Source organism: Acinetobacter sp. 40AMC3-4 (assembly GCF_049898185.1).
In the GTDB taxonomy this organism is placed as follows: domain Bacteria; phylum Pseudomonadota; class Gammaproteobacteria; order Pseudomonadales; family Moraxellaceae; genus Acinetobacter.
In genome coordinates this window covers 188830-215722 of sequence record NZ_JAFCXG010000001.1, presented here as the reverse complement: position 1 = coordinate 215722, position 26893 = coordinate 188830, and the positions used below count along the sequence as shown (strand labels likewise).

Sequence of the window (26893 nt, the reverse complement as noted above, 5' to 3'; positions counted from 1 at the left end):
GCAAAGAGTCAGGTTTTCAACTATTTTTATGATGCGAAAAGACATACAATACGCGCATTCTAGTAGAGCGAAAATTCATGAAGTCCCCCAAAGTCGGTTTTGTATCTTTAGGTTGTCCTAAGGCATTGGTAGATTCTGAACGTATTTTAACCCAGTTAAAGACTGAAGGTTATGACGTCGCTTCGGATTATGACGGTGCTGATTTAGTTGTAGTAAATACCTGTGGTTTCATTGAATCCGCAGTGCAAGAATCGCTCGATGCGATTGGTGAGGCGATGAGCGCGAATGGTCGCGTGATCGTAACAGGTTGTCTAGGTAAAGACGAAGACAAGATTCGCCAAATGCATCCCAATGTCCTGAAAGTGACAGGTGCAGCGGCATATAAAGAAGTTATGGATGCGGTTCATCAATACGTACCTGAGCCGCCAAAACACAATCCATTTATTGATCTGGTTCCAGAGCAAGGCATCCGCCTGACGCCAAAACACTATGCTTATCTGAAAATATCTGAAGGCTGCAACCATCGTTGTACCTTCTGTATTATTCCAAGCATGCGTGGCGATCTGGTTTCACGTCCAGTCGGTTCTGTGCTTGATGAAGCTGCAGCGCTGAAACGTGCCGGTGTAAAAGAAGTACTCGTCATCTCCCAGGATACTTCTGCTTATGGCCTGGACACGAAATACAAGCTAGATTTCTGGAATGGCCAGCCGGTTAAAACCAAATTCTATGACATGTGTGAAGCATTAGGTCAGTTGGGAATCTGGGTGCGTTTGCACTATGTTTACCCGTATCCGCATGTGGATGCTGTGATTGACCTGATGGCACAAGGTAAAATCCTGCCTTATCTGGATATTCCATTCCAGCACGCGAGTCCAAAAATTCTCAAACTGATGAAACGCCCTGCGCACAGTGAAAATACACTGGAGCGTTTGAAAATCTGGCGCGAGAAATGTCCTGATCTGGTGTTGCGTTCAACATTTGTGGTGGGCTTCCCGGGTGAAACTGAAGAAGACTTCCAGATGTTACTGGACTGGCTGAAAGAAGCCCAGCTGGATCGTGTGGGATGTTTTACCTATTCGCCAGTTGAAGGTGCGACAGCAAATGATTTGCCAGATCACGTTCCTGAAGAAATTAAACAAGAGCGTTATGAGCGTTTCATGCAGGTTCAGCAAGAAATCTCGGCAGCCAAACTCCAAAAACGTATCGGTCAGACCATGACTGTGCTGGTAGATGACCTGGAAGATGAATTCCCGGTAGCGGTTGCGCGTTCTTATGCAGATGCACCTGAAATTGATGGTAATGTTTTTGTTGAAGATATCGATAAAAGCGTCATCAAGGCGGGGGATTTACTTGAAGTCGAAATTACTGATGCAGATGAATACGATCTGTATGCAAAACTCATTTCAGTCAAGTCTGCTTAAGATTTTGAATTAAAAAAATTTAAATTGAATACTTTGGAGTTTGATGATGTTGGATTCTAAAAAGCCACGCTTTGGTCGCATCCTGTTAAAGCTTTCTGGTGAAGCGCTGGCAGGCAATAAAGACATGGGGATCGATGCACAAGTGCTCGATCAGATGTCACTTTCTATTGCGCACCTCGTGGGTTTAGGCGTACAAGTAGGTATTGTTGTGGGTGGTGGTAACCTGTATCGCGGTAGCCAGCTACAAAAAGATGGTCTAGTTGGTCGTGTAACTGGCGACCAGATGGGTATGCTAGCAACAGTCATGAACGGTTTGGCACTTCGCGACGCTTTGGTGCGCCGTAATATTAAAACCCGTTTAATGTCTGCATTGCCAATTGGTGCCGTGGTTGAGTCTTACTCAAGCCGTGATGCAATCCGTCACCTGACTCAGGGTGAAGTGTGTGTATTCGTGGCAGGTACAGGTAATCCGTTCTTTACGACAGATACAGCTGCCTGTTTACGTGGTATTGAAATCGAATCAGACTTGATCTTGAAAGCGACCAAAGTTGATGGCGTATATAATAAAGATCCAAGCAAATATGATGATGCGGTTAAATATGACACATTGACTTTTGACCAAGTTCTGGACGAAAAGCTGGGTGTGATGGACTTAACTGCAATCTGTTTATGTCGTGATCACAATGTGCCGCTACAAGTATTCGATATGAATAAATCTGGCGCATTGCTTTCCGTTGTGATGGGTGAAAAAGAAGGGACTCACGTTACCAATTAATGACGTGAGCACCAAAGCACTTTATACTACACGCTAATTTAGTAATAACCTCTTTTCAAGAATTAAGTAAGGAAGATCATATGATTAACGATCTTAAAAAAGACAGCGAAGACCGTATGAACAAAACTCTAGAATCTCTAGAGCATGGTTTTGCAAAAGTTCGTACCGGTCGTGCGCATCCATCAATTTTAAATAACGTGATGGTTTCTTACTATGGTTCAGACGTTCCATTGAACCAGGTGGCAAACGTAGGTGTTGAAGATTCACGTACTTTGTTAATCCAGCCTTTCGAACGTTCAATGGTTTCTGCAATTGATAAAGCGATTCGTGAATCTGACTTGGGTCTGAACCCAATTACAGCAGATGCGATTCGTGTACCGATGGCTGCGTTGACTGAAGAAACGCGTCGTGACATGCAAAAAGTTGCGCGTAATGAAGCAGAAAATGCCAAAGTAGCGATCCGTAACATCCGTCGTGATGTATTGGGCGATATCAAGGCTTTGTTGAAAGAAAAAGAAATTTCTGAAGACGAAGAGCGTCGTGCTGCTGACGAAATCCAGAAAATTACTGACAAATTTGTTGCTGAAGTTGACAAGCGCTTGGCTGCGAAAGAAGCTGAATTGATGAAGGTCTAATTCATCGATGACCGTTGCTGAAGAAAATCCCCGTCTTCCGAAACATGTTGCCATCATCATGGATGGCAACAATCGTTTTGCCAAAAAAAATCAGATGCAGAAAGGTGATGGACACCGGGAAGGAAAAACGGTTCTAGATCCGATTGTTGAACACTGTAAAAAAAGAAATATCCAGGCTTTAACTGTATTTGCCTTTTCCAGTGAGAACTGGAATCGTCCACAGTTCGAAGTTGAATTGCTCATGAAATTGCTGGTAGACACCATTCATGAACAATTACCCCGCATGGAAAAATTCAATATTGCCTTACGTTTTATCGGTGATCGCAGCCGTTTGTCCCCAGAATTACAGGGGCTTATGTTGCATGCCGAAGAAAGGACTGCTAATTTCAATAGTATGACACTCACTATTGCAATCAGTTATGGTGGTATGTGGGATATGGCACAAGCTGCACAGCGAATTGCCAGCGATGTTTTAACAAATAAATTAGATCTTGATGCAATTAATACTGATGTATTTGGTCAATATGTCAGCCTTGGTGATTTACCTGCAGTTGATCTGCTGATTCGTACGGGTGGGGACTTCCGTCTGTCGAATTTCCTGTTGTGGCAGGCAGCCTATGCAGAGCTGTATTTCACTGAGACGCTATGGCCAGAATTTACCGTTGAAGAACTTGATGATGCACTTGCCGTATTTGGCGGGCGTGAACGTCGTTTTGGTAAAACATCAGAACAGATTCATCAGGAAAAACTTGAGAATTAATACATGTTTGAGCGGATTATAACCGCATTGGTGTTGGTAGCAGTTGTACTGAGCTGTATGTTTGCTACTGAATCACATTATCCAATGTTTGTATTGATGGTTCTTGCTGCTGGGGTGGCCGGTTATGAGTGGTTCAAACTCATGCCGCGAAAATTTAAATATGTCATCAAACCTGTTGCTTGGGGATATGGAGTGCTCACTGCAGCACTTTCAGCTTTGGCATTGTATTTTGCCGAAGTTGCCTTATTGTTATGGGTGGCTTCTATAATTACCTGGTTGCTCAGCATTTACTGGGTTAAAACCTATCCTGAATATGATGGCTGGTACAACGCCAGCCTGCACGGAATCGGCGTAGTTCTGATCTCTGCTGCGGTTACTGCAATTTTCTCTGTCTGGCAAAGTTCACCGTGGTGGCTGATGTACCTGTTTTTACTGGTATGGGGCGCAGATAGTGGTGCATATTTTGTGGGTCGTAAATTTGGCAAGAAAAAGCTGGCGCCGAATGTTAGTCCTAATAAATCCGTAGAAGGGCTGTATGGCGGTATCGTTACTTCAATGCTGATCGTGACGGCAGTTGCCTTGCTTTATCTGGATATGACCTGGCCAGAACTGATTTTATTTCTGATTCTATCTGTCGTTACAGTATTTAGTTCGGTACTGGGTGACCTGTTTGAATCCATGATCAAACGTCGTGCCGGTATTAAGGATTCAGGTCGAATTTTGCCAGGACATGGCGGAGTACTGGATCGTATTGATTCTTTGCTTGCTGCAGCTCCAATCTTTGCAGCAGGTATGGCTGTTTTAAAACTTATTGGTGTAGATTTATAAATGTCACAAGCAGTTTGTATACTGGGTGCTACAGGTTCCATTGGTCAAAGTACTTTAAAAATCTTGCAGCGACATCCTGAAGCATACTCGGTTTTTGCTGTGACCGCGCAAAGTCGTATCGAGGAGCTGGTTGAAATTTGCCGGCAATACTGTCCTAAAGTGGTGGTGGTGCCGGCTGAAAAAGTAGATGAACTTTCAAAACTACTTCAGCAACACCATTTATCTGATATTGAAATTCTGCAAGATGAAGCCGGTTTAATCGCTGTGGCTGAACACGCGGATGTTGATATCGTTATGGCGGCAATTGTCGGTGCTGCAGGCTTGTTGCCGACATTGGCTGCAGTGAAAGCGGGTAAACGCGTACTGCTGGCCAATAAAGAAGCCTTGGTGATGTCAGGTGACATCATGATGCAGGCAGCGCGCGATCATGGTGCCTTATTGCTTCCCGTTGACTCCGAACATAACGCGATTTTCCAATGTCTGCCACCGCATTATTTTGAGGCAGAGCGTCATGGCAAGCCCAAACTGGGTGTATCCCAGATTCTGCTGACCGCGTCGGGTGGGCCGTTTCTGAACCACAGCATACAGCAACTTGAAGAGGTCACACCTGCCCAAGCTTGCAAGCATCCTAACTGGTCCATGGGTCAAAAAATTTCAGTCGATTCTGCTACCTTGATGAATAAAGGTTTAGAATTGATCGAAGCCTGCCATTTGTTTGCAGTTCAAGAACAATTTGTTACAGTTGTTGTGCATCCACAGAGTATTATTCACTCCATGGTTCAATACGTTGATGGTTCGACTTTGGCACAAATGGGTAATCCAGATATGGGCACGCCTATTGCACATGCTTTGGCATGGCCTGAGCGTATTAGTACGCATGTGGCGCCACTGGATCTGTTTATGCATTCACAACTTAATTTTCAAGAACCGGATATGCTCCGTTTCCCTGCATTAAAACTGGCCCGTCAGGCCATGCAGAGTGGCGGAATTGCACCTACGATTTTAAATGCGGCCAATGAAATTGCAGTTGCTGCATTTTTAAATCAACAGATCAGATTTACCCAAATTCCTCAGGTAGTTGAGCATGTCCTAAATCAGATGGACAATCAACCTGCACATGATCTGGAGGCTATCTTGCAAGCAGATCAAATGGCACGAGGTTTATCACAGCAATACGTTGTGAGTAAAGGAAGTTAAGATATGAATGCCTTGTTTATGATTGCCGCAGCAATTCTCTTACTCGGTCCCTTAATTGCGATTCACGAGTTCGGTCACTATATTGTGGCGCGTAAACTGGGCGTTAAAGTATTGGTCTATTCCATTGGATTTGGGCCAACATTATTAAAATGGACCTCGAAAAAATCCGGAATTCAGTATCAATTGTCTGCCTTGCCTTTGGGTGGCTACGTCAAGATGCTGGATGAACGCGAAGGTAATGTCTCTGAAGAGGACTTACCCAAAGCCTTCAATCGTCAGCATCCGTGGAAACGAATCGCCATCGTGGCAGCGGGACCATTAATCAACCTGATTTTTGCAGTTCTTCTATTCTGGGTGTTATTTTTACCGGCACAAGAACAGCTCAATACCCGTGTAGGCAAAATTTTACCAAATACGCCTGCTGCAACCGTACAAATGCAGCCGGGCGACAAAATTGTAGCTGTGGATGGTACTCAGGTGGAAACCTGGGAAAAACTCAGTTATGTCTTGGTGGATCGTGTTGGTGAAACTGGTGTGGTTTCTATTCAGGCAGATCGCGCTGGTGAAAACAAATTGTTCCAGTTGCCGATTCAAAACTATTTAAAAGATCAAAGTCAATCGCCACTAGAAAGCCTGGGTTTCTTGCCTTATCGGCCAGAAATTCCGGCAGTGATCAGCAAACTGAGTGAAGATGGTGCAGCCATCCGTCAAGGTTTGAAAGAAGGCGACAAGATTCTGGCCATTGACGGCGTTCAGATGAAAGACTGGTTTGATGTGGTGCAGGTGGTACAGGCATCTCCAGAAAAATTACTCAAAATGGATGTACTACGCGAAAATCAGGTGGTTCAGCTGGAAGTCATGCCACAAGGTAAACGTGACAATATGGGCAATGTGACTGGTATGCTGGGCGTACAAAGCGATCCGGGTAAACTGAACATTCCTGCAGAATATAAACAGACCATTCATTACTCGCCAGGCGAAGCACTGGTAATGGCATTTGATAAAACAGCACATTTATCTTCGATGATTCTGAACTCGATTGTCAAAATGGTACGTGGTCTGATTGGCCTGGATAATTTATCAGGTCCAATTACTATTGCCAAAGTGGCAGGACAAAGCGCAGAAATGGGCTGGGAAACTTTTATTTCCTTTATGGCGCTAATGAGTGTAAGTTTAGGAATATTAAATCTACTGCCTATTCCAATGCTTGATGGCGGACATCTGGTTTACTATTTTGTTGAATTAATTCGTGGTAAACCTGTTTCCGAACAAATACAATTGGTTGGGTTAAAAATTGGTATGGTACTGCTCGGCAGTATGATGCTTCTGGCATTATTTAATGATTTTATGCGTTTATAACAACGTAAATGGAATAAATTAACAGCGGAAAAGACTGGCATGCAGCACACACATTTATTTATGCCTCTGGCACTCGTTAGTGCAATGGCAGTAGCACAACAAGTATATGCAGCAGATGAATTCATTGTACAAGATATAAAATTTGATGGATTAGTACGTTTAACTCCTGACAATGTGTATGGCCTAGTGCCAATTAACAGTGGTGATCGGGTCAATGATCCAATCATTGCCAATGCAATTCGTAGCATGTATGCATCAGGCCTGTTTGATGACATTAAAGCCGTTCAGCAGGGCAATACCTTGGTTTTCCAAGTGGTTGAACGCCCGGTCATTTCAAAAATCGAATTGAAAGGCAATAAGTTGATTCCTAAGGAAGCACTTGAGGAAGGCCTGAAAAAAATGGGTCTGGCTGAAGGTGAAGTTCTGAAAAAATCAGCGCTGCAAACTATTGAAACTGAACTTGAACAGCAATACATGCAGCAAGGTCGTTATGATGCCGATATTACGGTCACCACGACGCCTCGACCAAATAACCGTGTTGAATTGCTAATTGATTTTATTGAAGGTAAAGCGGCCAAAGTTTTTGATATCAATATTATCGGGAATACCGTATTTAAAGAATCTGATATCAAGCAGGCCTTTGCAGTAAAAGAAAGTGGCTGGAGTTCAGTCATTTCGCGTAATGACCGTTATGCACGTGAAAAGATGGCGGCAAGTCTTGAAGCTTTGCGTGCCATGTATCTGAATCGCGGTTACATCAACTTTAATATTACCAATTCCAGTCTGAACTTGAGTGAAGATAAAAAGAATGTCTTCATCGAAGTATCTGTGGATGAAGGTGAGCAATTTAAATTTGGTCAAACCAAATATTTAGGTGACGCGCTTTATAAGACTGAAGAATTACAGGCTTTACAAATTTTCAAAGAAGGCGAAATTTATTCGCAGGAAAAAGTCAACGCGGTTAAGCAGTTATTGCAGCGTAAGTATGGTAATGCAGGTTATTACTATGCAGAAGTCAATATTGTTCCTCAAATTAACAACGAAACCAAACTGGTTGATCTAAATTATTATATTAATCCGGGTCAGCAAGTCACGGTGCGACGTATTAATTTCACTGGTAATACGAAAACTGCAGATGAAGTATTACGTCGTGAAATGCGCCAAATGGAAGGTGCGCTTGCCAGTAATGAAAAAATTGACTTGTCTAAGGTCCGTCTGGAACGTACCGGGTTCTTTAAAACTGTCGATATCAAACCTGCACGTATTCCGGGTGCGCCAGATCAGGTGGACTTGAATGTTGCCGTTGAAGAGCAGCATTCAGGGACCAGTACTCTTGCAGTTGGTTTCTCGCAAAGCGGTGGTGTAACTTTCCAGGCAGGTTTAAGCCAGACTAACTTCCTGGGTACAGGTAATAGTGTTTCAATCGATTTGTCGCGTTCTGAAACGCAAGATTACTATAACTTGAGTGTGATGGACCCATACTTCACCATTGATGGTGTGCGTCGCGGCTATAACATGTACTACCGTAAAACCAAGCTGGATGATGACTATAACGTCAACAACTATGTAACGGACAGTTTTGGTGGTGGGATTAACTTTGGTTATCCAATTGACGAAAACCAAAGTGTTAGCCTAGGCCTGAATATTGATCAGACTGATGTAACCACTGGGCCTTATGTTTCTACTTATGTTGCGGATTATCTAGAACGCAATGGTGGTAAAGAGACACGAAGCGGTGAATATTGCCCGGCTCAAATTGAGACACTGACAGGTAATTGTGTTGATGAAAATGGTAATCCAGTTAATACAACCACCTATGGTCAAGAATTTAAAGGTGAGTTTTTTACCTATAACCTGAACTTAGGTTGGTCATATAATACTTTAAACCGCCCAATGTTCCCTACAAATGGTATGTCACATCGAATCAATGGTGAAATTGCATTGCCAGGCAGTGATGTCGAATATCAGAAAGTCACTTATGATGCTCAGGCATTCTTCCCATTAGGCAAGGATTTTGTTCTGCGCGGTTATGGTAAGTTGGGTTATGGTAATGACCTACCATTCTACAAGAATTTCTATGCCGGTGGTTTTGGCTCAGTTCGTGGTTATGAAAACAGTACATTGGGGCCTAAATATCCGGGTGTATATTTCTCTGATATTAGCCAAACTGATCCATCTCCTGAAGAGGTAGGTGGTAATGCACTAGTTCAATTCGGTACCGAACTAGTACTTCCGGTACCATTCAAAGGGGATTGGGCACGTCAGGTTCGTCCAGTCATCTTTGCTGAAGGTGCGCAAGTGTTTGATACCCAGTGTGATGTATCAAATGAAAATATTTTCGTTAATGGCACTTCGGTAAATGGAAAGCAGTACTGTAAAGATAACTTCGGTTTCGATGCAGATAATATGCGCTATAGCGTGGGTGCAGGTTTCACCTGGATCACCATGATTGGCCCATTGTCTCTCAGCTATGCTTATCCGTTGAATAAAAAAGACGGTGATGATACTAAAAACATCCAGTTCGAAATTGGACGTACTTTCTAAAATCGTTTTGACCTAGAAACTAAATTTTGCTCATAAAGCCTGCAGGTTTTGTGAGCAAATTTTTTTGAATGAGTAAGAATATGAAAAAAATGATTATGGCAATGAGCCTGGCTTTGGCAAGTGTTGCTCCTTTGACTCAAGCGGCTAGCATGGGGGTAATTGACTTGGAGCGTGTGGTTGAAGGTAGTACCTATCTAAAACAACAAAACACGATATTTCAGCAAAAAATTCAGCCACAAACCACTAAAATTGAACAACTCAGCAAAGAGCTGGAAGCTTTGCAGCAACGTGCTCAATCCAACACTAAGCTCAGTGAGACTGAAAAACAGAAAATGTCTGCGGAATATCAGGCTAAGTTGCAAGAATTGAATCAGTTACAACAGTCTGTACAGACTAATGTTCAAAGCTCGATTCAGCAGATCCGAATTGTATTTGATGCACGTGTGAAGCAAATTGCTGAACAATTGCGTAGAGAAAACAACCTGGATGTAGTTTTAAATAAAAATTCAGCACTTGCTTATGATGCTAAATATGATTTAACTGATAAAATGATTCAAAAGGTTAATGCAATTAAATAATCAATGAATCATCAAAAGCTTCAGTTAGCTGATCTCGCTCGCCTGGTTCAGGGCGAGTGCATAGGTCAGACAGATTTACGTTTGAGTGCTTTGGCCAGTCTTGAACAGGCAACCTCACAAGATCTTGCATTTGTGAATGCCGATAAATATGTAGAGCAGGCCAATCAAAGTCAGGCAGGTGCTTTAATTGTCACGGCTGAACTAAAACAACAGATAACTTCACATCAAAACTTTATTGTTGTGGCAAATCCCTATCTGGCTTTTGCGATTTTGACGCATGTCTTTGAGAGAAAACATCGCCAGCGCGGCATTGAAAGTACTGCTCAAATTCACCCGTCGGCAATGATCGCGGACGATGCTTATATTGGTCATTATGTGGTGATTGGTGAGCATTGTGTCGTGGGTGCGAATACGATTGTTCAGGCGCATGTGCAGATCGATGATGATGTCGAGATCGGTCAGGACTGTTTTATTGACTCACATGTGACCCTCACCGGCGCAGCAAAAATTGGTAATCGGGTGCGTATTCATGCTAATAGCGTGATTGGCAGCGAAGGGTTTGGTTTTGCACCTTATCAAGGTAAATGGCACCGTATTGCGCAATTAGGTTCTGTACGCATTGAGGATGATGTGCGTATTGGGTCAAATTGTAGCGTAGACTGTGGTGCACTGGATGATACGATTTTGCAACAGGGTGTTATTATTGATAATCTTGTGCAAATCGCGCATAACGTTAAAATTGGTGCACATACCGCGATTGCTGCAAAAACTGCCGTTGCAGGAAGTGTTTCAATTGGCAAAAACTGTATCATTGGTGGTGCCTCTGCGATTTCTGGACACTTGAATATTGCCGATAATGTGACGTTGACCGGAATGTCAATGGTGACAAATAATATTTCTGAAGCTGGAAAATATTCATCCGGGATTGGTCTGTTTGAAAACCAGAAATGGAAACGTACCGTGGTTCGCCTCAGACAATTAGCAGATGTGCCATTGACCCAGGTGATCAAACGACTAGATCATATGCAATCTCAGATTGAGTCCATTGAATCAACATTTAAGTTGCGTAAATAATTATGATGACAGAGTCGAATTTGCCTACATTCACGAAGCCTGAATTGCCAATGAATATTCAAAAGATTCGTGAATATTTGCCCCATCGCTATCCATTTTTATTGGTTGATCGCGTAGTCGAGATTACCGAGAATGGCATTGTTGGTTATAAAAACGTCTCAATTAATGAAGAGTTTTTACAAGGCCATTTTCCGAATTATCCAATTATGCCAGGTGTACTGATTGTTGAGGCACTGGCACAAATCTCTGGAATTCTGGGTTTTGTGATGAATAACGAAGTACCAAGTGAAGGTTCTTTGTTCCTGTTTGCCGGTGCGGAAAAAGTTAGATTTAAAAAACAGGTGGTTGCAGGTGACCAATTGGTTTTAAAATCTGAATTAGTGATGCAAAAGCGGGGCATTTACAAATATAATTGTATTGCCACTGTAGATGGCGTCGTCGCAACAACCGCGGAAATTATGGTTTCGCATCAAAAAGTCGAGCAGGCATGAGCAATAATCCCCTTATTCATCCAACTGCCATTATTGACCCATCAGCAGTCATTGCTGCTGATGTAGAAATTGGCCCATATTGTATTATCGGGCCAAATGTCACTATTGGTGCGGGTAGCAAACTTCATTCACACGTGGTGGTGGGTGGCTATACGCGTATAGGTGAATATAATGAAATTTTCCAGTTCGCCAGTGTAGGTGAGGTGTGTCAGGATCTTAAGTATGCCGGTGAAGAAACCTGGCTTGAGATTGGCGATCACAACAAGATTCGTGAGCATTGCAGTCTGCATCGTGGCACGGTTCAGGACCAGAGCCTGACCAAGATCGGTAGTCATAACCTGCTCATGGTGAATACGCATATTGCACATGACTGTATGGTCGGAGATTATAATATCTTTGCTAATAACGTCGGTGTGGCTGGACATGTCCATGTCGGGGACTACGTCGTCATTGGCGGAAACTCGGGCATTCATCAGTTCTGTAAGATTGATTCTTATAGCATGATTGGTGGGGCATCACTGATTCTGAAAGATGTACCGGCCTATGTAATGGTTTCAGGTAATCCTGCGCATGCATTTGCCATGAATATTGAAGGTATGCGTCGTAAAGGCTGGTCAAAGACAGTGATTAGCGGTTTACGTGATGCCTTTAAACTGATTTATAAATCAGGTTTAACAACTCAGGAAGCAATCGAGCAGATCCGTACAGGAATTTTGCCGGAAGTGGCTGAAGTACAGCGTCTCATTGATTCTCTTGAACAGTCGAAGCGCGGTATTGTGCGCTAAAAGTTTAAGATAATAAAAAAGACACCTTATTTAAGGTGTCTTTTTTATTTTGGGAACTTCTATTTTACTTAAGAAATTTAATTTCCTCAGCTTTCGGATAATTCTTCAATAGCTTTGTTTTGTATTGCGATGCAAGCGTAGTATTCTTTTCAACATCTTTGCTGATGTTATAAAGCTGATACAGGGCAGTGGAGGCTTTCGCAGAATTTGGGTAACGGTCAACGACAATCAGATAATTACGTTTCGCTTCAGTAAATTTTGGCGGGTCAATCGCCAGATTGAATTCCGCTAACCAGAAATAGGCATTGCTGATATAAGCGCTATTCGGATTGTTTTTAATAAAGTTTTGCATCGGTGCAATGGCTTTGGCTGCACCGCCATTTTTATAAGCATCTAAAGCCACGGTATAAGCTGCTTTTTCCAGCTCAGCAGGTTGCTGTCCGCTGCTTGCTGTATTAACCTTATTTTCGCTTAGGCTGGGTGCAGTATCCTGTGGGTTTTCCTCCGTTGGATTGTCCTCAGCAGGTTCAATTTTTTGTTGCAATAGTTCAAGGCGCTGATCAAGATCGGCATAACGATTGGTCAGTTCATTCTTGAGCCGTTCAATCTCATTTTCCTGTTCTTCCATTTTACCGCGCAAAATCCGCAGGTCATTTTCGAGTTGCTGGTTCTTTTGCATGATTTGCCAGCTGGTATTGGTTTGAACTGCTGGAGTTGCACCAGCCGCAATTGCTGCTGGGGTATTTACTGTGGTTTGATTCGTAGCTTGACTCAAGCCACGCGATTCAATCGGAATATTGGCAAATAGAGGCGTGGTAAAGAGTGCTGTCACTGCACACAATACGGTCTTTTTAAACATCATAAAATTTCCATAATTCTTTGTGAGATGCGGATCCGCTGCTCATCTTTTCAAAGTAGATCATTCATATACATTGCACACATTAAAAACGGCATTTTTAGAAAATGCAACAAGGTTTTACAAAGATCATGTGAATCTGAGTGTTGATGGATTGATTGTGAAGATCCCTTAAAAATCAGCAGAAATATCAATATTGTTTTTAAAATAATCAAACGGATAGCTTGAGGGATTATTTTGCGGAACAAGGCTTGCAACTTGATTAAAAATCTCTATACTCTGTTTTTGTAATGGTAGCCCTGCTGGTTACTTCGCAATTGTACTCTATGAACCCCGCCAGGACCGGAAGGTAGCAACGGTAATAGAACTATGATGTGCCGGAGCTTTGCTGGTAGGGTTGCCACCATATTCTTATTATAATAACAATGCGAATTCGCAGTTTTCTATTCTCAAATATCATTCCTTTTTCAATGTCATCAAACAGCACTATCTTATTATTTTAATGATTCAGATCATTATTATTTTATGTCGTGCTTTATTTTGCAGCTAATATTGGATAAATAACCAATATACTTATACGTGCATTAAGACTTTCAAAGAAGATAAGAATTAATCTTCTGCTTTACGGTTAATCGCCTTGATAATCGCATCCATTTCAAAACCACGATACATTAGAAAACGGATCTGTTTGGCTTTGAGCTTCAGGTCTTCACTGACCTCAGTCCCATATTTTTTGACTTTTAGTTCATAGGCTTGTTGAACCCAGTCGGTTTCTTTGAGTTCTTCTGAAATCAGAGCAATATCAATCTTTTTGCTCTTGAGTTTCATTTTAATTTGATTGGGGCCTTTGCCTTTACGCTTTTGACTCGACAACATGGTTTCCGCCACGCGCTGATCACTTTGATAGTTCTCACGAGACAGTTCTTCCACTAAGTTAATGACTTCATCACGATGTTCTGCATAGAGTGCTAATTTCTCTATCAGTTCGGCTTTGGAATATTCCTTGCGCGTCATTACCGCAAAGGCATAAGAACGTAAGCGTGAGCTTGTCAGTCCCGGTTTCTTCTCATCCTGAGTTGGGGTAGAGGAAAACAAACGTTCTTCAGGATCAAATTCAGGAGCGTCTTGGATCGCACTTTTTGCAGGTTGAGCTTGATCTTCAGTATCACCAAATTGCTGTTTTAAAGTTTCATAATCGAGCAGTTTGCTGAATTTCGCGTCTGACATGATTCTCTCGGATTTTAGATTCCCTATATAATAACAAAACGCCCCGGAGGGCGCTGTGTATTGACGTTTAAAGATGATGCATCTAATAAGATCATGCATCTAAAAAGTCAGGTTCTTCCTTGCTATCGTCTTCTTCAACAACCACTGCTTTAGTCAGAAGCTGGTCACGAATCAGTTTTTCAATCGTCTGAGCCATTTCTTTATGCTCTTCCAGATAACGGATGGTGTTGTTCTTACCCTGGCCAATTTTGTCGCCTTGATAAGAATACCACGCACCAGCTTTCTGCACGATTTCTTGCTGTACAGCAAGGTCGATCAATTCACCTAGATGGTTAACACCTTTGCCATAAAGAATCTGGAATAAAGCTTCTTTAAACGGAGGCGCCATTTTGTTTTTCACGACTTTGACTTTGGTTTCAGAACCAACAATCTCGTCACCTTCTTTCACTTGGCCAATACGACGGATGTCCAAGCGAACAGAGGCATAGAATTTCAGTGCATTACCACCGGTTGTGGTTTCCGGGCTACCAAACATGACGCCAATCTTCATACGAATCTGGTTAATGAAGATCACCATACAGTTTGAGCGTTTGGCATTACCGGTAATTTTACGCAGTGCCTGGCTCATCAAACGGGCTTGCAGACCCATATGCGAGTCACCCATTTCGCCTTCAATTTCGGCACGTGGTGTCAATGCAGCAACAGAATCGACAACGATCATGTCGATCGCGCCAGAACGTACCAGCATGTCTGCAATTTCAAGTGCCTGTTCACCGTGATCCGGTTGCGATACCAGCAGATTGTCGATATCTACGCCAAGTTTGCGCGCATATTGAGGATCAAGTGCGTGTTCCGCATCGATAAATGCACACGTACCGCCTGCTTTCTGACACTCTGCAATTGCTTGCAATGTCATTGTGGTTTTACCTGAAGATTCAGGACCATAGATCTCGACGATACGACCTTTAGGTAAACCACCAATACCGAGTGCGATATCCAGCGTTAAAGAACCTGTAGACACGGCTTCAACTGCCTGAACGGTATTGTCACCAAGACGCATAACTGTATTTTTACCAAACTGTTTTTCAATCTGGCTTAAGGCAGCGTTGAGCGCCTTGTTTTTATTCTCATCCATCTTACAACCTCAATACGATGTCACTAAGTTAGTACTCAAGTGGATGTCTTAAATTAGAGCTTTGTTCCACAGGTGTATAGTGACAGAATTTTCCCTAGTGTTCTATAAAAGTCAGCGCATGTACGACATATTCTGACGCTTAAATTTATTCGTCATTATAGGACCATGACTGATCGAAATTCTGACTATTTTCATTTTTAAATCTACTGATGTCACGACGATCTTTCTTGCTTGGACGATGGTCGGGACGAGCTAGATTATGCAACTTTCTTTGTGACGTAATCAATTCCCGGCGCGCAATACTGACTTCGGTCTCTTCATACAGTTTTTGTGCCACGGGTGCAGGTCCACGAACATCAGAAAGTTCCTTAACCAGCACGGTTTTTTTGTCGATGCCTTGCTGAATCGTCAGTTCCATACCAACACGGACTTCGCGCGATACCTTGACACGTTCACCATTGTGATGGACTTTGCCACCTTCAATCGCATGTTTGGCAATCGAGCGGGTTTTAAAAAACCGTGCTGCCCACAGCCATTTGTCTATACGCATGCCTACCGCATCTTCGGGTAAAGACGATTTACGCATATTTTTTTTCTACCTCAGCCTGATTTAAATGAGTGATTAAATCTGTTAATTGGTGCAGCATCGGGTAATTACAAGTCTGACGTGCTAGTTTGGCTGAAGAGGGCTGCTGGATGCTGAACAGGTTCTGAATGCCATAGGCTTGAGCCCCATTCAGGACTTTTTCAGTATCATCAATAAAATAAGCATGTGCAGGATCAAATGGATGCAGTTCATTCAGGCCTTGCCAGAACTCGATAAATTCTTTGGCATGTCCGATCGTTTCTGAGCTGACGATGACATCGAAATAATCTCTTAAATTCAAATGATCCAGTTTAAATGCTAGACCCGCACAGTCAGCATTGGTGGCCAGCCAGATTGGATAGCCATTATTTTTAAGATAATCGAGCAATTCGAGACAATGAGGGCGCAAGGCGACTTTATCTTTATGTTCAATTTGCATCGCCAGAACATCGACTTCGACTTTAGCCGTCCAGAAGCGTGAAGAGTACCAGTTTAAGGTATGATTATGTTCCTGATAGAATGCATAGAGTGTCGTCTGGCTGTGTTCCAGGCTACAGCCATGTGTGGCAGCATAACGCACAGGCAATAACTCGTTCCAGATGAAATCGTCGTAGGCAAGATCAAGTAAAGTGCCATCCATATCGAAAATTATGGTAGGTTTTTCAGAGCATTTTGACATATTTAGGTTTTCTATGTTTAAAGCAACAGCAGCACCACAAGATCCAATGATTTTGCAGTTTGTGCCCATTTTGACACAAGCCTGTGAAATTTTGCGAGAAGAATATCAGCGTTATTGTTCTGGTGCGGCTTTTGATGTCATCAAAAAAAATGATAATTCTCCGGTGACTCAGGCAGATTTTCGGGTCAATACTTATCTGACCCAAGCTTTGGCAGAGATTTCCAGCTTGCCTTTACTGTCTGAAGAAGGACAGGAACATGAACGCCGCTCATGGTCAGAATTCTGGTTACTGGATCCGCTAGATGGTACCAAGGAATTTCTGCACCAGCGCCCCGAATTTACCATTAATTTGAGTCTAGTCAGAGGCAGTTTGACCACTTTTGCCATATTGGCGGTTCCGGAGCAGCAACTGATTTATTTCTGTCCTGAGCAGGGCTTGCCTTATAAATATGATATCCAAAAGATGACATGGTTTGCTTATGAAATGCTTGAAACTACTAAAACGATTGCTGTGGGATTGAGCCAAAGTAGCCAGCAGAAACCAAAATATCTGGAGTATTTGCAAAGTTTGGCCAAGCTCACGGACTACACAGAGTTTAAAGCGGGCAGCGCTTATAAATTTTGCATGATGCTGGAAGATCAGGTGGATATCTATCCACGTTTTCATCCGACCTCGGAATGGGATACCAGCGCTGGTCAATGTATGCTCGAACGGATTGGTGGTGGTCTGGTCGATTTAGAAGGCCGTCCATTTATTTATAATCATCGGGATACTTTGCTGAATGGCGGATTCATTGCTTATAAGAATAATGATATGAAAATTATTGCATTGCAGGCGGTTTCTGACATGCAGGCCGAGCATTGAGCAAAATTCTGAGCGTGTTATAGTGGTGCTTAACCTATTACCAATCCAGAGTTGGCTGTAACGTGTCCCTGAAACTGCTTCCACCGAGTATGTTGAGTGCAATTGATTTATTGCCTGATGTACAGACGCCTGTCACCTTATTCACACGGCATTCGATTCGTGAGGAGGTTCCGGGTCAAGGTTTGGCAGGCTATGATCTGCAACTGACCAGTCAGGGGCGGGATCTGGCGCAGGAATGGGGCGCTTATCTGGCTGATCAAACCGATCGCGTGATTCATCACTGTATTTCAAGTCCAATCCAGCGTTGTATTGATACCGCTGCATTGATGATTGAAGGGGCAGATGCGGTTACCCCTGAGCAGAATACCCATCGTATTGAAATTATTGAACAGGGGCTTCTGGTAGAGCCTGGCAGCTTTGTACTGGATATTCAAAAAGCCGGACCTTATTTTGCCAAGCAAGGTGCACTCGGTTTTATCAACAGTTTTGTCAATAATGCCTTGCCGGGGATGAAACAGCCGATTCATGGCGTGGTGGATGTGCTGGAACTGATTTATAACACCCATCCACAAAATAAATATGGATTGAGTCTGGCCGTCAGCCACGATACCATTTTGGCAGCGATGATTGCGGTGATGTCAGGGCGTCAGGATGTTAGTCGGGAAGACTGGCCAAAAATGATGGAAGGTCTGTTTGTCTGGTTTGAAGGTGATGTATTTTTAGAATCCAAGCTGAAATGGATCTGGCGCGGTCAGGTACATGAACTGGATATTGCTGATTTTAAACGTTCCCAACTTTCTTAAATGAAAATATTCTTTTAAAACTCAATTGTTCGCAGCAGTTGAGTTTTTTGTTGGGGAGTTAGGAATTATGAAGATGGTGTGGCCTTTCATATTGACCATTCAATAAAAGTCAGTCTAAAACGATAAAAATAAATTTTAAACTGCACCTTTTACATTTATAGGGTGAAAATTCAATAATGTAAGTATAAAAATTATCTATGCTTAATAAATATAGAAATATTCATCTTGAGGAAAATTATGAAAGTTATCACAATTTTTAGCCTGATCGCGATTTTGGGTTTAACCGCATGTCAAAAGCGGGACACTGACAATACGAAACAGGATAAAACCACTTCGCCATCCTCTATGGATAAAGATCAATAATCTAAAAGAGAGGGAGATTCAGGTTTTTATCTCACAGTATAGCATTGACTGGATGAGTGCTGTCTAAACAAATTATTTTTCTGAATGAGTCATTATATTTTTTAGTTTCTTCAAATTCCAGACACAAAAAAAGCCCTAAAAAGGGCTTTTTTCATTTGCGATTAGTTAGAAGCTAGTGCTTTAACTTGCGCGTTCAAGCGGCTCTTATGACGAGCTGCTTTGTTTTTATGGATGATGCCTTTGTCAGCCATACGGTCGATTACTGGAACAAGCGATTTGTACGCTTCAGTAGCAACTGCATAGTCATTAGTGCTGATAGCAGCTAATGTACGTTTAAGATAGGTACGAACCATAGAACGCAAGCTTGCGTTGTGTTTGCGTGCTTTAACGTTTTGACGAGCACGTTTTTTAGCTTGAGCAGAGTTTGCCACTCGTGCACTCCTTGAAATAGATTGGTCTGGGCGGGCTGAAACTCAACTGAAAACCAACATCAGAGGAATTATCACCAGCCCGTAAACAAGTGCCATATTTTGATTAAACTAAGCACCGAAGTCAAGTCTTGACATGCTTTGACAACATTTTAGATGCAGAAAAATTCTAAAGAAAACGTTAGATTAGTATTCCACCTAGGAGATCGTATAAAAAATGACTAAATCACTGACTCATCCCATCGTGATAGGTGCCACCGGCTTGGTGGGAAAACAACTGATAAAACGTTTGCAAGATGAGCCGACTTGCCAGCAGATTACTGCAGTGGTCAGAAAACATCAAAATGATCTGGATGCTTTGGATAAAGTTCAACAACTGGTACTGGAAGATTTCCTGATGTTGAATGATCAGGATGTTAGTAAGCATAGCCATGGTTTTAGCTGCCTGGGCAGCACCATGAAAAAAGCCGGATCCAAACAGGCATTTTATAGTATTGACTATACCATAAATGCTCACTTTGCAGAGCTATTACAGCAAACCTCAGCCCATTATCTTTTGCTAAGCGCAATGGGTGCCGATTCCCAATCGCATTTTTACTATAATCGGGTCAAAGGTGAGCTAGAAGAATATGTGCAAACATTGTCCTTGGACAGAATCAGCCTGATTCGACCTTCATTACTCATTGGTGAACGTCCAGAGCAGCGCTTTTTGGAAGATATCGCGCAGCAGGTTTATCACAAAGTATCGCGTTTTATTCCGGATAGTTTTGCGTATAAGCCAGTGACAGCCGATCAGGTGGCTCATACTATGGTCGAGGCCGCGCTAACTCAGACGGTAAAATTTGAAATTTATGATAATTTACGCATACAAAAAATGAAATGAGGAGAAAACACCGTGTCTACAGCAGCATTTGTTACCTGTGACTTGTTAGATGATCATCCAGAATTAGAGCTTCAGGTGGTGACACCTTGCCTGGACGGTAAATTTTTTAAGAGTTATGGGGCGCGCAAAACCTTTGGCGGTCAGATTGTGACAGTAAAATGTTTTGAAGATAACTCGCGGGTGAAAGAGTTGTTGGCCACAGATGGAACAGGCAAGGTCCTGGTCGTAGATGGCGGTGCATCCATGCGCTGTGCCTTGATGGGTGACCTGATTGCAGAATCAGCGGTAAAAAATCACTGGAATGGCGTGATTATTTACGGTTGCGTTCGTGATGTCGATGCGATTGCTGAACTTGATCTTGGTGTGCATGCATTGGCGGCTATTCCGCAAAAGAGCAACCGCAAGGGTGTGGGTGAAGTTGATATCTCTCTCTGCTTTTGTGGTGTCACGTTTAATGCTGGCGATTATGTCTATGCAGACAATAATGGTATTGTGGTGTCTAAAACAGCTTTAGTGGCTTAATCGGCTGAAATCTGCATTTCTGCATGCAAGAATAACAACAAAACTCATCTGTACCCTGAAAGACAGGATGCCTAGATTCTGTCTTTCATTAATATAAAACAAAAATAGGAAAATACTATGTTGAGTCATCAAATTAAAGTCGCACAAGCCTTAGCCTCTTCAGTCGCCCAAGGGGGACGTGGCATGGTCGGAACGCCGTTTCCGAATCAGCCTGAAAAATCAATTAAGCTCTATGAATTTGAAGGTTCACCTTTTTGTCGTCGGGTGCGTGAAGTGCTGACCTTACTCAATCTGGATTATGAAGTTTATCCGTGCCCTAAGGGCGGTACAAAATATCGTCCGGTCGTAAAACAGTTGGGTGGCAAGAGCCGCTTTCCATTTTTGGTGGATGAAAATACAGGCGATCAGATGTATGAGTCGCAGGATATTATTCACCATCTATTCAAGCATTATGGCAAAAGTGGCAAAACGCCAAAGAAATATGCAACTTATCCGAAAATTCCAGTCGCCGCTTTTGCTGGAACGATTATCAATGGTGCGCGCGGAGTCTGGATTAATAAACAGGTGCTAAATCGTCCGGCACCGGAACAGCTATTGGAATTATGGGGTTTTGAAGCCAGTCCTTTTGTCCGGGTAGTACGTGGTGTTCTCTCAGAGCTAGAAGTGCCGTTTGTTTTTCATAATGTGGCCAAAGAACGTTGGCAAGATTATGGACCAGCCAAGTTACGTTTAAAGCCGGGGAAATATGAACCGCTTGCGGGTGGCAAGCGTGAACAGTTGTTTGAAATGATGGGAAATACGATTCAGCTGCCTTATCTGGTCGATCCAAATACAGGGGTGAGCATGTTTGAATCGGCTGAGATTGTGAAATATTTAAAACAGCAATACGGTACTGCTTAAAGTAGGAAGCTTGTGTAACTTCAAAGATTTTCTATCTAGAACTGCCATCTTATCAACAGATGGCATTTTTTTATCTGTGTTTAGTGTGAGAGAGATTATGTGTCTCTATGCGCATAAAACCAAAACTTATAAATAAATGAAAAAAATCATGATTTTTAGAGCTTTTTTGTTTATATTTTAATCTTTAATGGGACATAACAATAAATATAAGGGGCGTGCTTATGACAGCACCAGAGGCAGTCTTGCCAGTACTTGTATTAATCGTTGAAGATGAATATGTTATTCAGCGCCGTTTAAAAATTATATTAACCAATCTGGGGTATAACGAAGACGTTCTGCTATTTGCCAATACGGTTAAAGAAGCATATTCCATAATTCAACAACAGCCGATTGCACTGGCCTTGGTGGATTTAGGGTTACCGGATGGAAGTGGGATTTCAATTATTGAAAAAATCCGCGAACAGGACGCACAAGCGTTGATTCTGGTGGTGTCTGCCTGGAGTACCCAAGATAGCCTGTTTAGCGCAATTCAGGCCGGTGCAACCGGTTATGTGCTGAAAGAACGGGATGATGTTGAAGTCGCCTTGGCTATTCGCAGTATTTTGCGTGGCGGTGCACCGATTGATCCCTTTGTTGCCCGTGAAATTTTAAAACAGATTTCTATTCCTGCCATTTCATTAACAGTAGAGCAGAACAGGCCAGCTGCGGATCAGGAAACGCTCACACAGCGGGAGCAGGAAATCCTGTCCTTGGTTGCGCAAGGTCTGAGTAATCGTGAAATTGCCGAGCAGCTCTGTGTATCACGCTATACCGTCGAAAGTCATATCAAGCATATTTACCGCAAACTCTCGGTCAGTAAACGTACCAAGGCGGTCAGTACCGCACGGCATCTGGGAATTCTGTAATGTCATCTGCCTGTTCCAGAAGCAGCAAACGGCAGCGACTGAAATGGATCGGTGTTTTTGTCCTGTGCAGCTGGCTTTGCTTGTTCTGTAGTATCAGTCAGGCACAAAACCATTTTCAGATTAATGATCTTTGTCAGGTGAAGATCGAATATATTCAGAAGGTTCAGGCTCAGGGTCCTACCGAGATGCCGACATCAGGCTGGCAAAGCGTACGTTTGCCGGATAACTGGCAGAATAACTGGAAGAATTATCATGGGGGTGCCTGGTACAAGATTGTCTGGCGTTGGTCATGTCAGGACAACATCCGCCTTGCAGAACCGGTTGCCTTTTCTATTGATTATATTAATTCGGCAGGTGCCGTGTTCCTGAATGGTGACTTGCTTTGGTCTGACCGGAACTTGCAAGAGCCCTTGTCGAAAAGCTGGAATATGCCGCGTTACTGGGTTTTCCCGATTAGCGGTTTGCGTAAAGACAGTAATGAAATCCTGATTTATGTAAATGGCTACAGTTTCCAAAGCGCGGGCCTGGGCAATATTCAGTTTAATAATGTGTTGGTGAATAGCCAGCAGTATTTGGAAAAAATCTGGGATCGCCGTACCGTATTCCAGATCAATATGATTTTCTCTGCCACGATTGGGCTGATCTGTTTCATTATCTGGTTATTCCGGCGTTCAGAAACCACTTTTGGCTGGCTGGCACTCAGTTCACTGTTGTGGATTCTGTTTATTTCCAATGTCTTGACTACAGAAAATTTTCCATTTCACTCCACGATTTCGGCAGCTAAAGCCAATATGCTTTTTTTCATTGCCTATATCCATTGTTTTTGTCTGTATCTGATCCGCTTTGTAAAACAGAAATTTAAGCAGTTGGAGCGAGGATTTATTCTGGTCAGCGTTCTGTCCAGCCTACTGGTGATGATCAGTCCCTTGAATTATCTGGAGCAGGTGCTAGGTGGAGTGTTTATCTTCTATGTATTGCTCTTTGTTAGTTGTACTGTGTATATCAGCTATCAGGCCATCAAAACCCGAAATGGAGAATATCTCTTCCTGACGTTGTGTCTTTGGGGGATTCTGCTGTGTGTAGTCATTGACCTGATCATGTTGAACCAAACCACGGTCAATGAGTTTTCACCTTTATCTCCCTATACCTCACCAATTATTACCTTGTTTGTCGTGCTGATTATGGGCACACGCCTGAATCGTAATGTCAGGAAAATCGAAAAATTTAATACCCAGTTAGAACGTAAAGTCCAGCAGGTCAGTGCTGACCTGAATAAAAGCCTGAGCGATAAACATCAATTGGAGCTGACCAATGTTCGTCTGCAAGAGCGGATTAATCTGTCACATGAACTGCATGACGGGTTGGGAGGGTCTATTGTCCGTTCCATGATTCTGGTGGATCAAAGTAGCGAAACAGTTTCTAAACAGCAGTTTCTTTCCATGCTGAAACTGCTCAGAGATGATCTCAGACAAATCATTGACAGTGGTTCATCTATTGAAAATAAAGTCCCACAAACGCCGGTACTCTGGATCGCACCGGTACGTTATCGTTTTACCCAGCTGATGGAAGAAATGGGGATTGTAGTTGAATGGTCATTTCCAAAAGTCTGGCAGCGTGAACCGACGGCATTACAGTGTTTAACCTTGATCCGAGTAGTCGAAGAAAGTCTGACCAATATCATTAAGCATAGTCAGGCCAGTCAGGTAAAAGTCAGTCTGGAATATTCCCAGCCACATCAGCTTACTTTAAGCATTCAGGATAATGGCATCGGTTTCGATGCTGACATGGTGCAAAAAAATGGTCTGAGTATTGGAATGCGCAGCATGAAAATGCGGGTTGAGCGCATGGGAGGATTGTTCCAGATTGAATCTGAACAAGGAGATACGCTGATTCGTGTTGTATTAGAGCTGTATCAGCCTTAATTAGTTAGAATTCTAGACTCTAAAAATAAAAAAGAGGATCATGTGATCCTCTTAAAATTATTGCCTAAATAGAACCGTGGAAAGATTACTCGTCTTCTGGCGGTGGAACCAGCATCAACACGGCTTCATTTAATAATGCAGCAACATCTTCCAGAATTTCTTCATCAGCGAAGTCTTCACCGAATAACAGCGCTTCACCATCTGCAAGCTGTTTGAGTTTTGCGGTAAATGTCTCAGAGATGCACACACCCTCACCATTTGCCCAGAACAGAACGTCGCCGTCCGTTTCAGTATAAAGCAGGCGTGACGCAGGTTCGAGCATCAGGCTATAGCCCTGATCGAGTGCTTCTTCCAGATCACCTGTACCGATTTCTTCTGCTTCAGGCAGGTTTTCAGGATATTTAGGTTCGGACATCAAGCTCATGATGGCATCTTCGAGAACATTGGAATTATGCAGTTGCTGCATGATGTGTTCTTTCAGATATTCCAGCTCATTGCTGCTCACTTCACCGATAGCACCGACTTGATCACGGTTGATATCCAGCAATGGGTTACGCAGCGTTTCATTTTCAGAGAATTTATCCCCGACACGATCCATCATGTCACTGATATTTGGCATGCGGAAACCGAATGAATAAGTCAGGCAGTCATCTTCAGCCACGCCGTAATGAGCCAGACCAGGCGGCACATAGAGCAAGTCGCCAGGTGCCAGCACTTCATCAAAGTTCACTTCTATTTCAGGCAATAATTTAAGCGGTTGACCCGGAACAAATGGAGTTTCGGTATCACACATTTGCCCAAGCTGCCAGCGACGATGGCCATAGCCTTGTACCAGAAACACATCATAGAAATCGAAATGCTTGCCGACTGAACCGCCTTGCGGTGCATAAGACACCATGATGTCATCGCGACGCCATTGTGGAATAAATGGGAATTTTTTCCAAAGTGCCGACAGGTCAAATGAATAGTGATCTACAGCCTGAACCAAAAGCGTCCAGAGCTTGGGCATTTTCTGGAAATCTGCTTTGAGCAAAGGTGAAGATTTCACGCTCCATTGATTCGGATCACGATCTTTCTGCTTGATGAGACGGGCAGTGACATGTTCTTCAAGCGCAAGTTCCATCACATCATTGGGTTCAAGCAAACTGGCGATTTCAGGCATTGCATTACGCACCAGTAAAGGTTTCTTTTGCCAGTATTCGCTAAGGAATTGTTCAGCGGTAATACCGCCTAATACGTCTAAAGGTTGAGACATAGATTACAGCCTGAATTTAAATGGGAGATTAAGGAACCAAAATTTTTAATTCACGAAGAATATGACAGAGCTTGATCATTGGCATGCCCATCAGCGTGGTCTGATCTTGTCCGATCATTTCTTCAAACAAGCTGATACCGAGGCTTTCACATTTGAAACTGCCTGCACAATGCAAAGGTTGTTCAATTTCGACATAACGCTCGATTTCGACCTGAGACAGTTTGCGGAACTTGACTTTATAGTGTTCAACCAGACTTTGTTCAAAACCGGTCGATAGCTGCTGCACACTGAGCGCAGTACTAAAATAGACAATCTTGTCCGAGTTGGCTTGTAGCTGGCGAATGGCCTTTTCAGTCGTTAACGGTTTACCAATAAAAATATCCGGCGCACCTTCACGCCATGCCACCTGATCTGAGCCGATCACAATCGCTTCTGGATTTTGTTCAGCAATATATCTGGCTTTCTCAAAAGCCAGTCGTTGTGCCAGATCATCTGCGTGATTTTCCCCGCGAGGAGATTCATCAATATCCGGTACCATGGAAATATAATTAATATGCAGACGATCCATCAGCGCTTTGCGGGTTTGACTGGACGATGCCAAGATAATCTGTGCAGAATTCATTAGACAGCATATTCCTCAAGAATATTTAACGGTACATACGCCAGAACAGCTTTGTGACAGGCTTGTAGCTTGATCGGTGGAGCTTGACCCGCTTCATAGGCTTCGACCCAGCGCGTTACGCAGATACACCAGAAATCGCCAGGTTGCAGGCCCGGGAAATCCAGTTCGGGCAAAGGCGTAATCAGGTCATTACCGACTTTTTGAGAAAAATTCAGAAATTCTGAGGTCATTTGCGCGCAAACCGTATGCTGGCCCAGATCGGTGGTCGCAGTATGGCAAAAGCCATTGCGGAAATATCCGGTAATCGGATCGAAGCAACAGCTGGACAAAGGCTCACCTAACACGTTCAAACGGTTAAGATTTGGATCAGGATGTATCGACATAGGGACTGAATCTAAAAGAGGCTTTTTTCTATCATAACAAAACTTTGGCATTCATAATGTTTTCTGCAAAAGATGCTAACCTTTTTCTGCATAATCATTTAAAATCGCCTGG

Annotated in this window: 29 protein-coding genes and 1 other RNA gene; 21 read left to right on the top strand and 9 right to left on the bottom strand. The window is 42.9% G+C overall.

Features of this window, described 5'->3' with window-relative positions; genetic code table 11:
- Positions 1-77 precede the first annotated feature (77 nt).
- The 12 genes from rimO (at position 78) to lpxA (ending at position 12447) form a co-directional block, all read left to right on the top strand.
- Positions 78-1421, top strand: a complete 1344-nt coding sequence (gene rimO / locus ACP7BU_RS01005; protein ID WP_004646712.1) for a 30S ribosomal protein S12 methylthiotransferase RimO — start codon at positions 78-80, stop codon at positions 1419-1421.
- Between the two features lie 46 nt (positions 1422-1467).
- Positions 1468-2196, top strand: a complete 729-nt coding sequence (gene pyrH / locus ACP7BU_RS01000; protein WP_004279886.1) for a UMP kinase — start codon at positions 1468-1470, stop codon at positions 2194-2196.
- A gap of 80 nt (positions 2197-2276) precedes the next feature.
- Positions 2277-2831, top strand: a complete 555-nt coding sequence (frr, locus tag ACP7BU_RS00995) for a ribosome recycling factor (RefSeq protein ID WP_004279885.1) — start codon at positions 2277-2279, stop codon at positions 2829-2831.
- A 7-nt stretch (positions 2832-2838) separates the two neighbouring features.
- Positions 2839-3591: a polyprenyl diphosphate synthase gene (gene uppS, locus ACP7BU_RS00990; protein WP_004646714.1), complete on the top strand. Its 753-nt coding sequence runs from the start codon at positions 2839-2841 to the stop codon at positions 3589-3591.
- Between the two features lie 3 nt (positions 3592-3594).
- A complete protein-coding gene (locus tag ACP7BU_RS00985; protein ID WP_004646715.1) occupies positions 3595-4419 on the top strand; it encodes a phosphatidate cytidylyltransferase in 825 nt (274 codons plus the stop codon).
- A complete protein-coding gene (gene ispC, locus ACP7BU_RS00980) occupies positions 4420-5616 on the top strand; it encodes a 1-deoxy-D-xylulose-5-phosphate reductoisomerase (protein WP_425878231.1) in 1197 nt (398 codons plus the stop codon).
- Between the two features lie 3 nt (positions 5617-5619).
- Positions 5620-6975, top strand: a complete 1356-nt coding sequence (gene rseP / locus ACP7BU_RS00975; protein ID WP_425878233.1) for an RIP metalloprotease RseP — start codon at positions 5620-5622, stop codon at positions 6973-6975.
- 39 nt (positions 6976-7014) lie between these two features.
- Positions 7015-9519, top strand: coding sequence for an outer membrane protein assembly factor BamA (bamA, locus tag ACP7BU_RS00970; protein WP_311203472.1), 2505 nt, complete (start codon positions 7015-7017; stop codon positions 9517-9519).
- 80 nt (positions 9520-9599) lie between these two features.
- A complete protein-coding gene (locus ACP7BU_RS00965; RefSeq protein WP_191112430.1) occupies positions 9600-10097 on the top strand; it encodes an OmpH family outer membrane protein in 498 nt (165 codons plus the stop codon).
- A gap of 3 nt (positions 10098-10100) precedes the next feature.
- Entirely contained in the window at positions 10101-11171 is a 1071-nt protein-coding gene (gene lpxD / locus ACP7BU_RS00960) for a UDP-3-O-(3-hydroxymyristoyl)glucosamine N-acyltransferase (RefSeq protein WP_425878236.1), read from the top strand.
- Positions 11172-11176: 5 nt separating this feature from the next.
- Positions 11177-11662, top strand: coding sequence for a 3-hydroxyacyl-ACP dehydratase FabZ (gene fabZ / locus ACP7BU_RS00955; RefSeq protein ID WP_425878583.1), 486 nt, complete (start codon positions 11177-11179; stop codon positions 11660-11662).
- On the top strand, positions 11659-12447 hold the full coding sequence (gene lpxA, locus ACP7BU_RS00950; protein ID WP_004279876.1) for an acyl-ACP--UDP-N-acetylglucosamine O-acyltransferase: 789 nt from the start codon (positions 11659-11661) through the stop codon (positions 12445-12447). The genes fabZ and lpxA overlap by 4 nt, the downstream gene beginning before the upstream one ends.
- A 64-nt stretch (positions 12448-12511) precedes the next feature.
- On the opposite strand, the gene ACP7BU_RS00945 is transcribed toward lpxA, so the two are convergent.
- On the bottom strand, positions 12512-13309 hold the full coding sequence (locus tag ACP7BU_RS00945; protein WP_425878239.1) for a YbgF trimerization domain-containing protein: 798 nt from the start codon (positions 13307-13309) through the stop codon (positions 12512-12514).
- 294 nt (positions 13310-13603) lie between these two features.
- On the opposite strand from ACP7BU_RS00945, the gene ffs reads away from it, so the two are divergent.
- An RNA gene (gene ffs, locus ACP7BU_RS00940) (signal recognition particle sRNA small type) lies at positions 13604-13700 on the top strand.
- Positions 13701-13912: 212 nt separating this feature from the next.
- Here the strand turns inward: ffs and ACP7BU_RS00935 are convergent.
- The 4 genes from ACP7BU_RS00935 to ACP7BU_RS00920 all read right to left on the bottom strand — a co-directional run bounded on the left by ACP7BU_RS00935 (position 13913) and on the right by ACP7BU_RS00920 (position 16930).
- Entirely contained in the window at positions 13913-14530 is a 618-nt protein-coding gene (locus ACP7BU_RS00935) for a regulatory protein RecX (protein WP_425878241.1), read from the bottom strand.
- 91 nt (positions 14531-14621) lie between these two features.
- Positions 14622-15665 (bottom strand): recombinase RecA, encoded by a 1044-nt coding sequence (gene recA / locus ACP7BU_RS00930; RefSeq protein WP_004279873.1) that lies wholly within the window; start codon positions 15663-15665, stop codon positions 14622-14624.
- Between the two features lie 145 nt (positions 15666-15810).
- Positions 15811-16251: an RNA-binding S4 domain-containing protein gene (locus ACP7BU_RS00925; RefSeq protein WP_005246619.1), complete on the bottom strand. Its 441-nt coding sequence runs from the start codon at positions 16249-16251 to the stop codon at positions 15811-15813.
- Positions 16244-16930 (bottom strand): HAD-IA family hydrolase, encoded by a 687-nt coding sequence (locus tag ACP7BU_RS00920; RefSeq protein ID WP_425878243.1) that lies wholly within the window; start codon positions 16928-16930, stop codon positions 16244-16246. Before ACP7BU_RS00920 ends, ACP7BU_RS00925 begins: the two co-directional genes overlap by 8 nt.
- Before the next feature lie 13 nt (positions 16931-16943).
- On the opposite strand from ACP7BU_RS00920, the gene ACP7BU_RS00915 reads away from it, so the two are divergent.
- The 3 genes from ACP7BU_RS00915 (at position 16944) to ACP7BU_RS00905 (ending at position 18961) form a co-directional block, all read left to right on the top strand.
- Positions 16944-17795, top strand: coding sequence for a 3'(2'),5'-bisphosphate nucleotidase CysQ family protein (locus ACP7BU_RS00915; protein WP_425878245.1), 852 nt, complete (start codon positions 16944-16946; stop codon positions 17793-17795).
- 62 nt (positions 17796-17857) lie between these two features.
- Entirely contained in the window at positions 17858-18598 is a 741-nt protein-coding gene (locus ACP7BU_RS00910; RefSeq protein WP_253147948.1) for a histidine phosphatase family protein, read from the top strand.
- A 237-nt stretch (positions 18599-18835) separates the two neighbouring features.
- Positions 18836-18961 carry a hypothetical protein gene (locus ACP7BU_RS00905; RefSeq protein WP_004646731.1) on the top strand — a complete coding sequence of 42 codons (126 nt, stop codon included), beginning with the start codon at positions 18836-18838 and terminating at the stop codon, positions 18959-18961.
- 161 nt (positions 18962-19122) lie between these two features.
- Here the strand turns inward: ACP7BU_RS00905 and rpsT are convergent, their stop codons facing one another.
- Positions 19123-19392, bottom strand: coding sequence for a 30S ribosomal protein S20 (rpsT, locus tag ACP7BU_RS00900; RefSeq protein WP_004279868.1), 270 nt, complete (start codon positions 19390-19392; stop codon positions 19123-19125).
- A gap of 214 nt (positions 19393-19606) precedes the next feature.
- Between rpsT and ACP7BU_RS00895 the strand changes: the two genes are divergently transcribed.
- From ACP7BU_RS00895 to ACP7BU_RS00875, 5 genes are all read left to right on the top strand, one after another.
- On the top strand, positions 19607-20272 hold the full coding sequence (locus ACP7BU_RS00895) for an NAD(P)H-binding protein (protein WP_100355031.1): 666 nt from the start codon (positions 19607-19609) through the stop codon (positions 20270-20272).
- A 12-nt stretch (positions 20273-20284) separates the two neighbouring features.
- On the top strand, positions 20285-20794 hold the full coding sequence (gene rraA / locus ACP7BU_RS00890) for a ribonuclease E activity regulator RraA (protein ID WP_224215736.1): 510 nt from the start codon (positions 20285-20287) through the stop codon (positions 20792-20794).
- Between the two features lie 117 nt (positions 20795-20911).
- Entirely contained in the window at positions 20912-21694 is a 783-nt protein-coding gene (locus tag ACP7BU_RS00885; RefSeq protein ID WP_224215737.1) for a glutathione S-transferase N-terminal domain-containing protein, read from the top strand.
- Between the two features lie 221 nt (positions 21695-21915).
- Positions 21916-22599: a response regulator gene (locus ACP7BU_RS00880; protein ID WP_425878249.1), complete on the top strand. Its 684-nt coding sequence runs from the start codon at positions 21916-21918 to the stop codon at positions 22597-22599.
- Positions 22599-24521, top strand: a complete 1923-nt coding sequence (locus tag ACP7BU_RS00875) for a sensor histidine kinase (RefSeq protein WP_425878251.1) — start codon at positions 22599-22601, stop codon at positions 24519-24521. Before ACP7BU_RS00880 ends, ACP7BU_RS00875 begins: the two co-directional genes overlap by 1 nt.
- A gap of 85 nt (positions 24522-24606) precedes the next feature.
- On the opposite strand, the gene ACP7BU_RS00870 is transcribed toward ACP7BU_RS00875, so the two are convergent.
- The 3 genes from ACP7BU_RS00870 to ACP7BU_RS00860 are packed head-to-tail and all read right to left on the bottom strand — an operon-like array spanning position 24607 to position 26781.
- A complete protein-coding gene (locus tag ACP7BU_RS00870; RefSeq protein WP_425878253.1) occupies positions 24607-25776 on the bottom strand; it encodes a JmjC domain-containing protein in 1170 nt (389 codons plus the stop codon).
- A 28-nt stretch (positions 25777-25804) separates the two neighbouring features.
- Positions 25805-26398: a Maf family protein gene (locus ACP7BU_RS00865; RefSeq protein WP_004279859.1), complete on the bottom strand. Its 594-nt coding sequence runs from the start codon at positions 26396-26398 to the stop codon at positions 25805-25807.
- Positions 26398-26781, bottom strand: a complete 384-nt coding sequence (locus ACP7BU_RS00860) for a DUF2237 family protein (protein ID WP_004279857.1) — start codon at positions 26779-26781, stop codon at positions 26398-26400. The genes ACP7BU_RS00865 and ACP7BU_RS00860 overlap by 1 nt, the downstream gene beginning before the upstream one ends.
- Positions 26782-26893 lie beyond the last annotated feature (112 nt).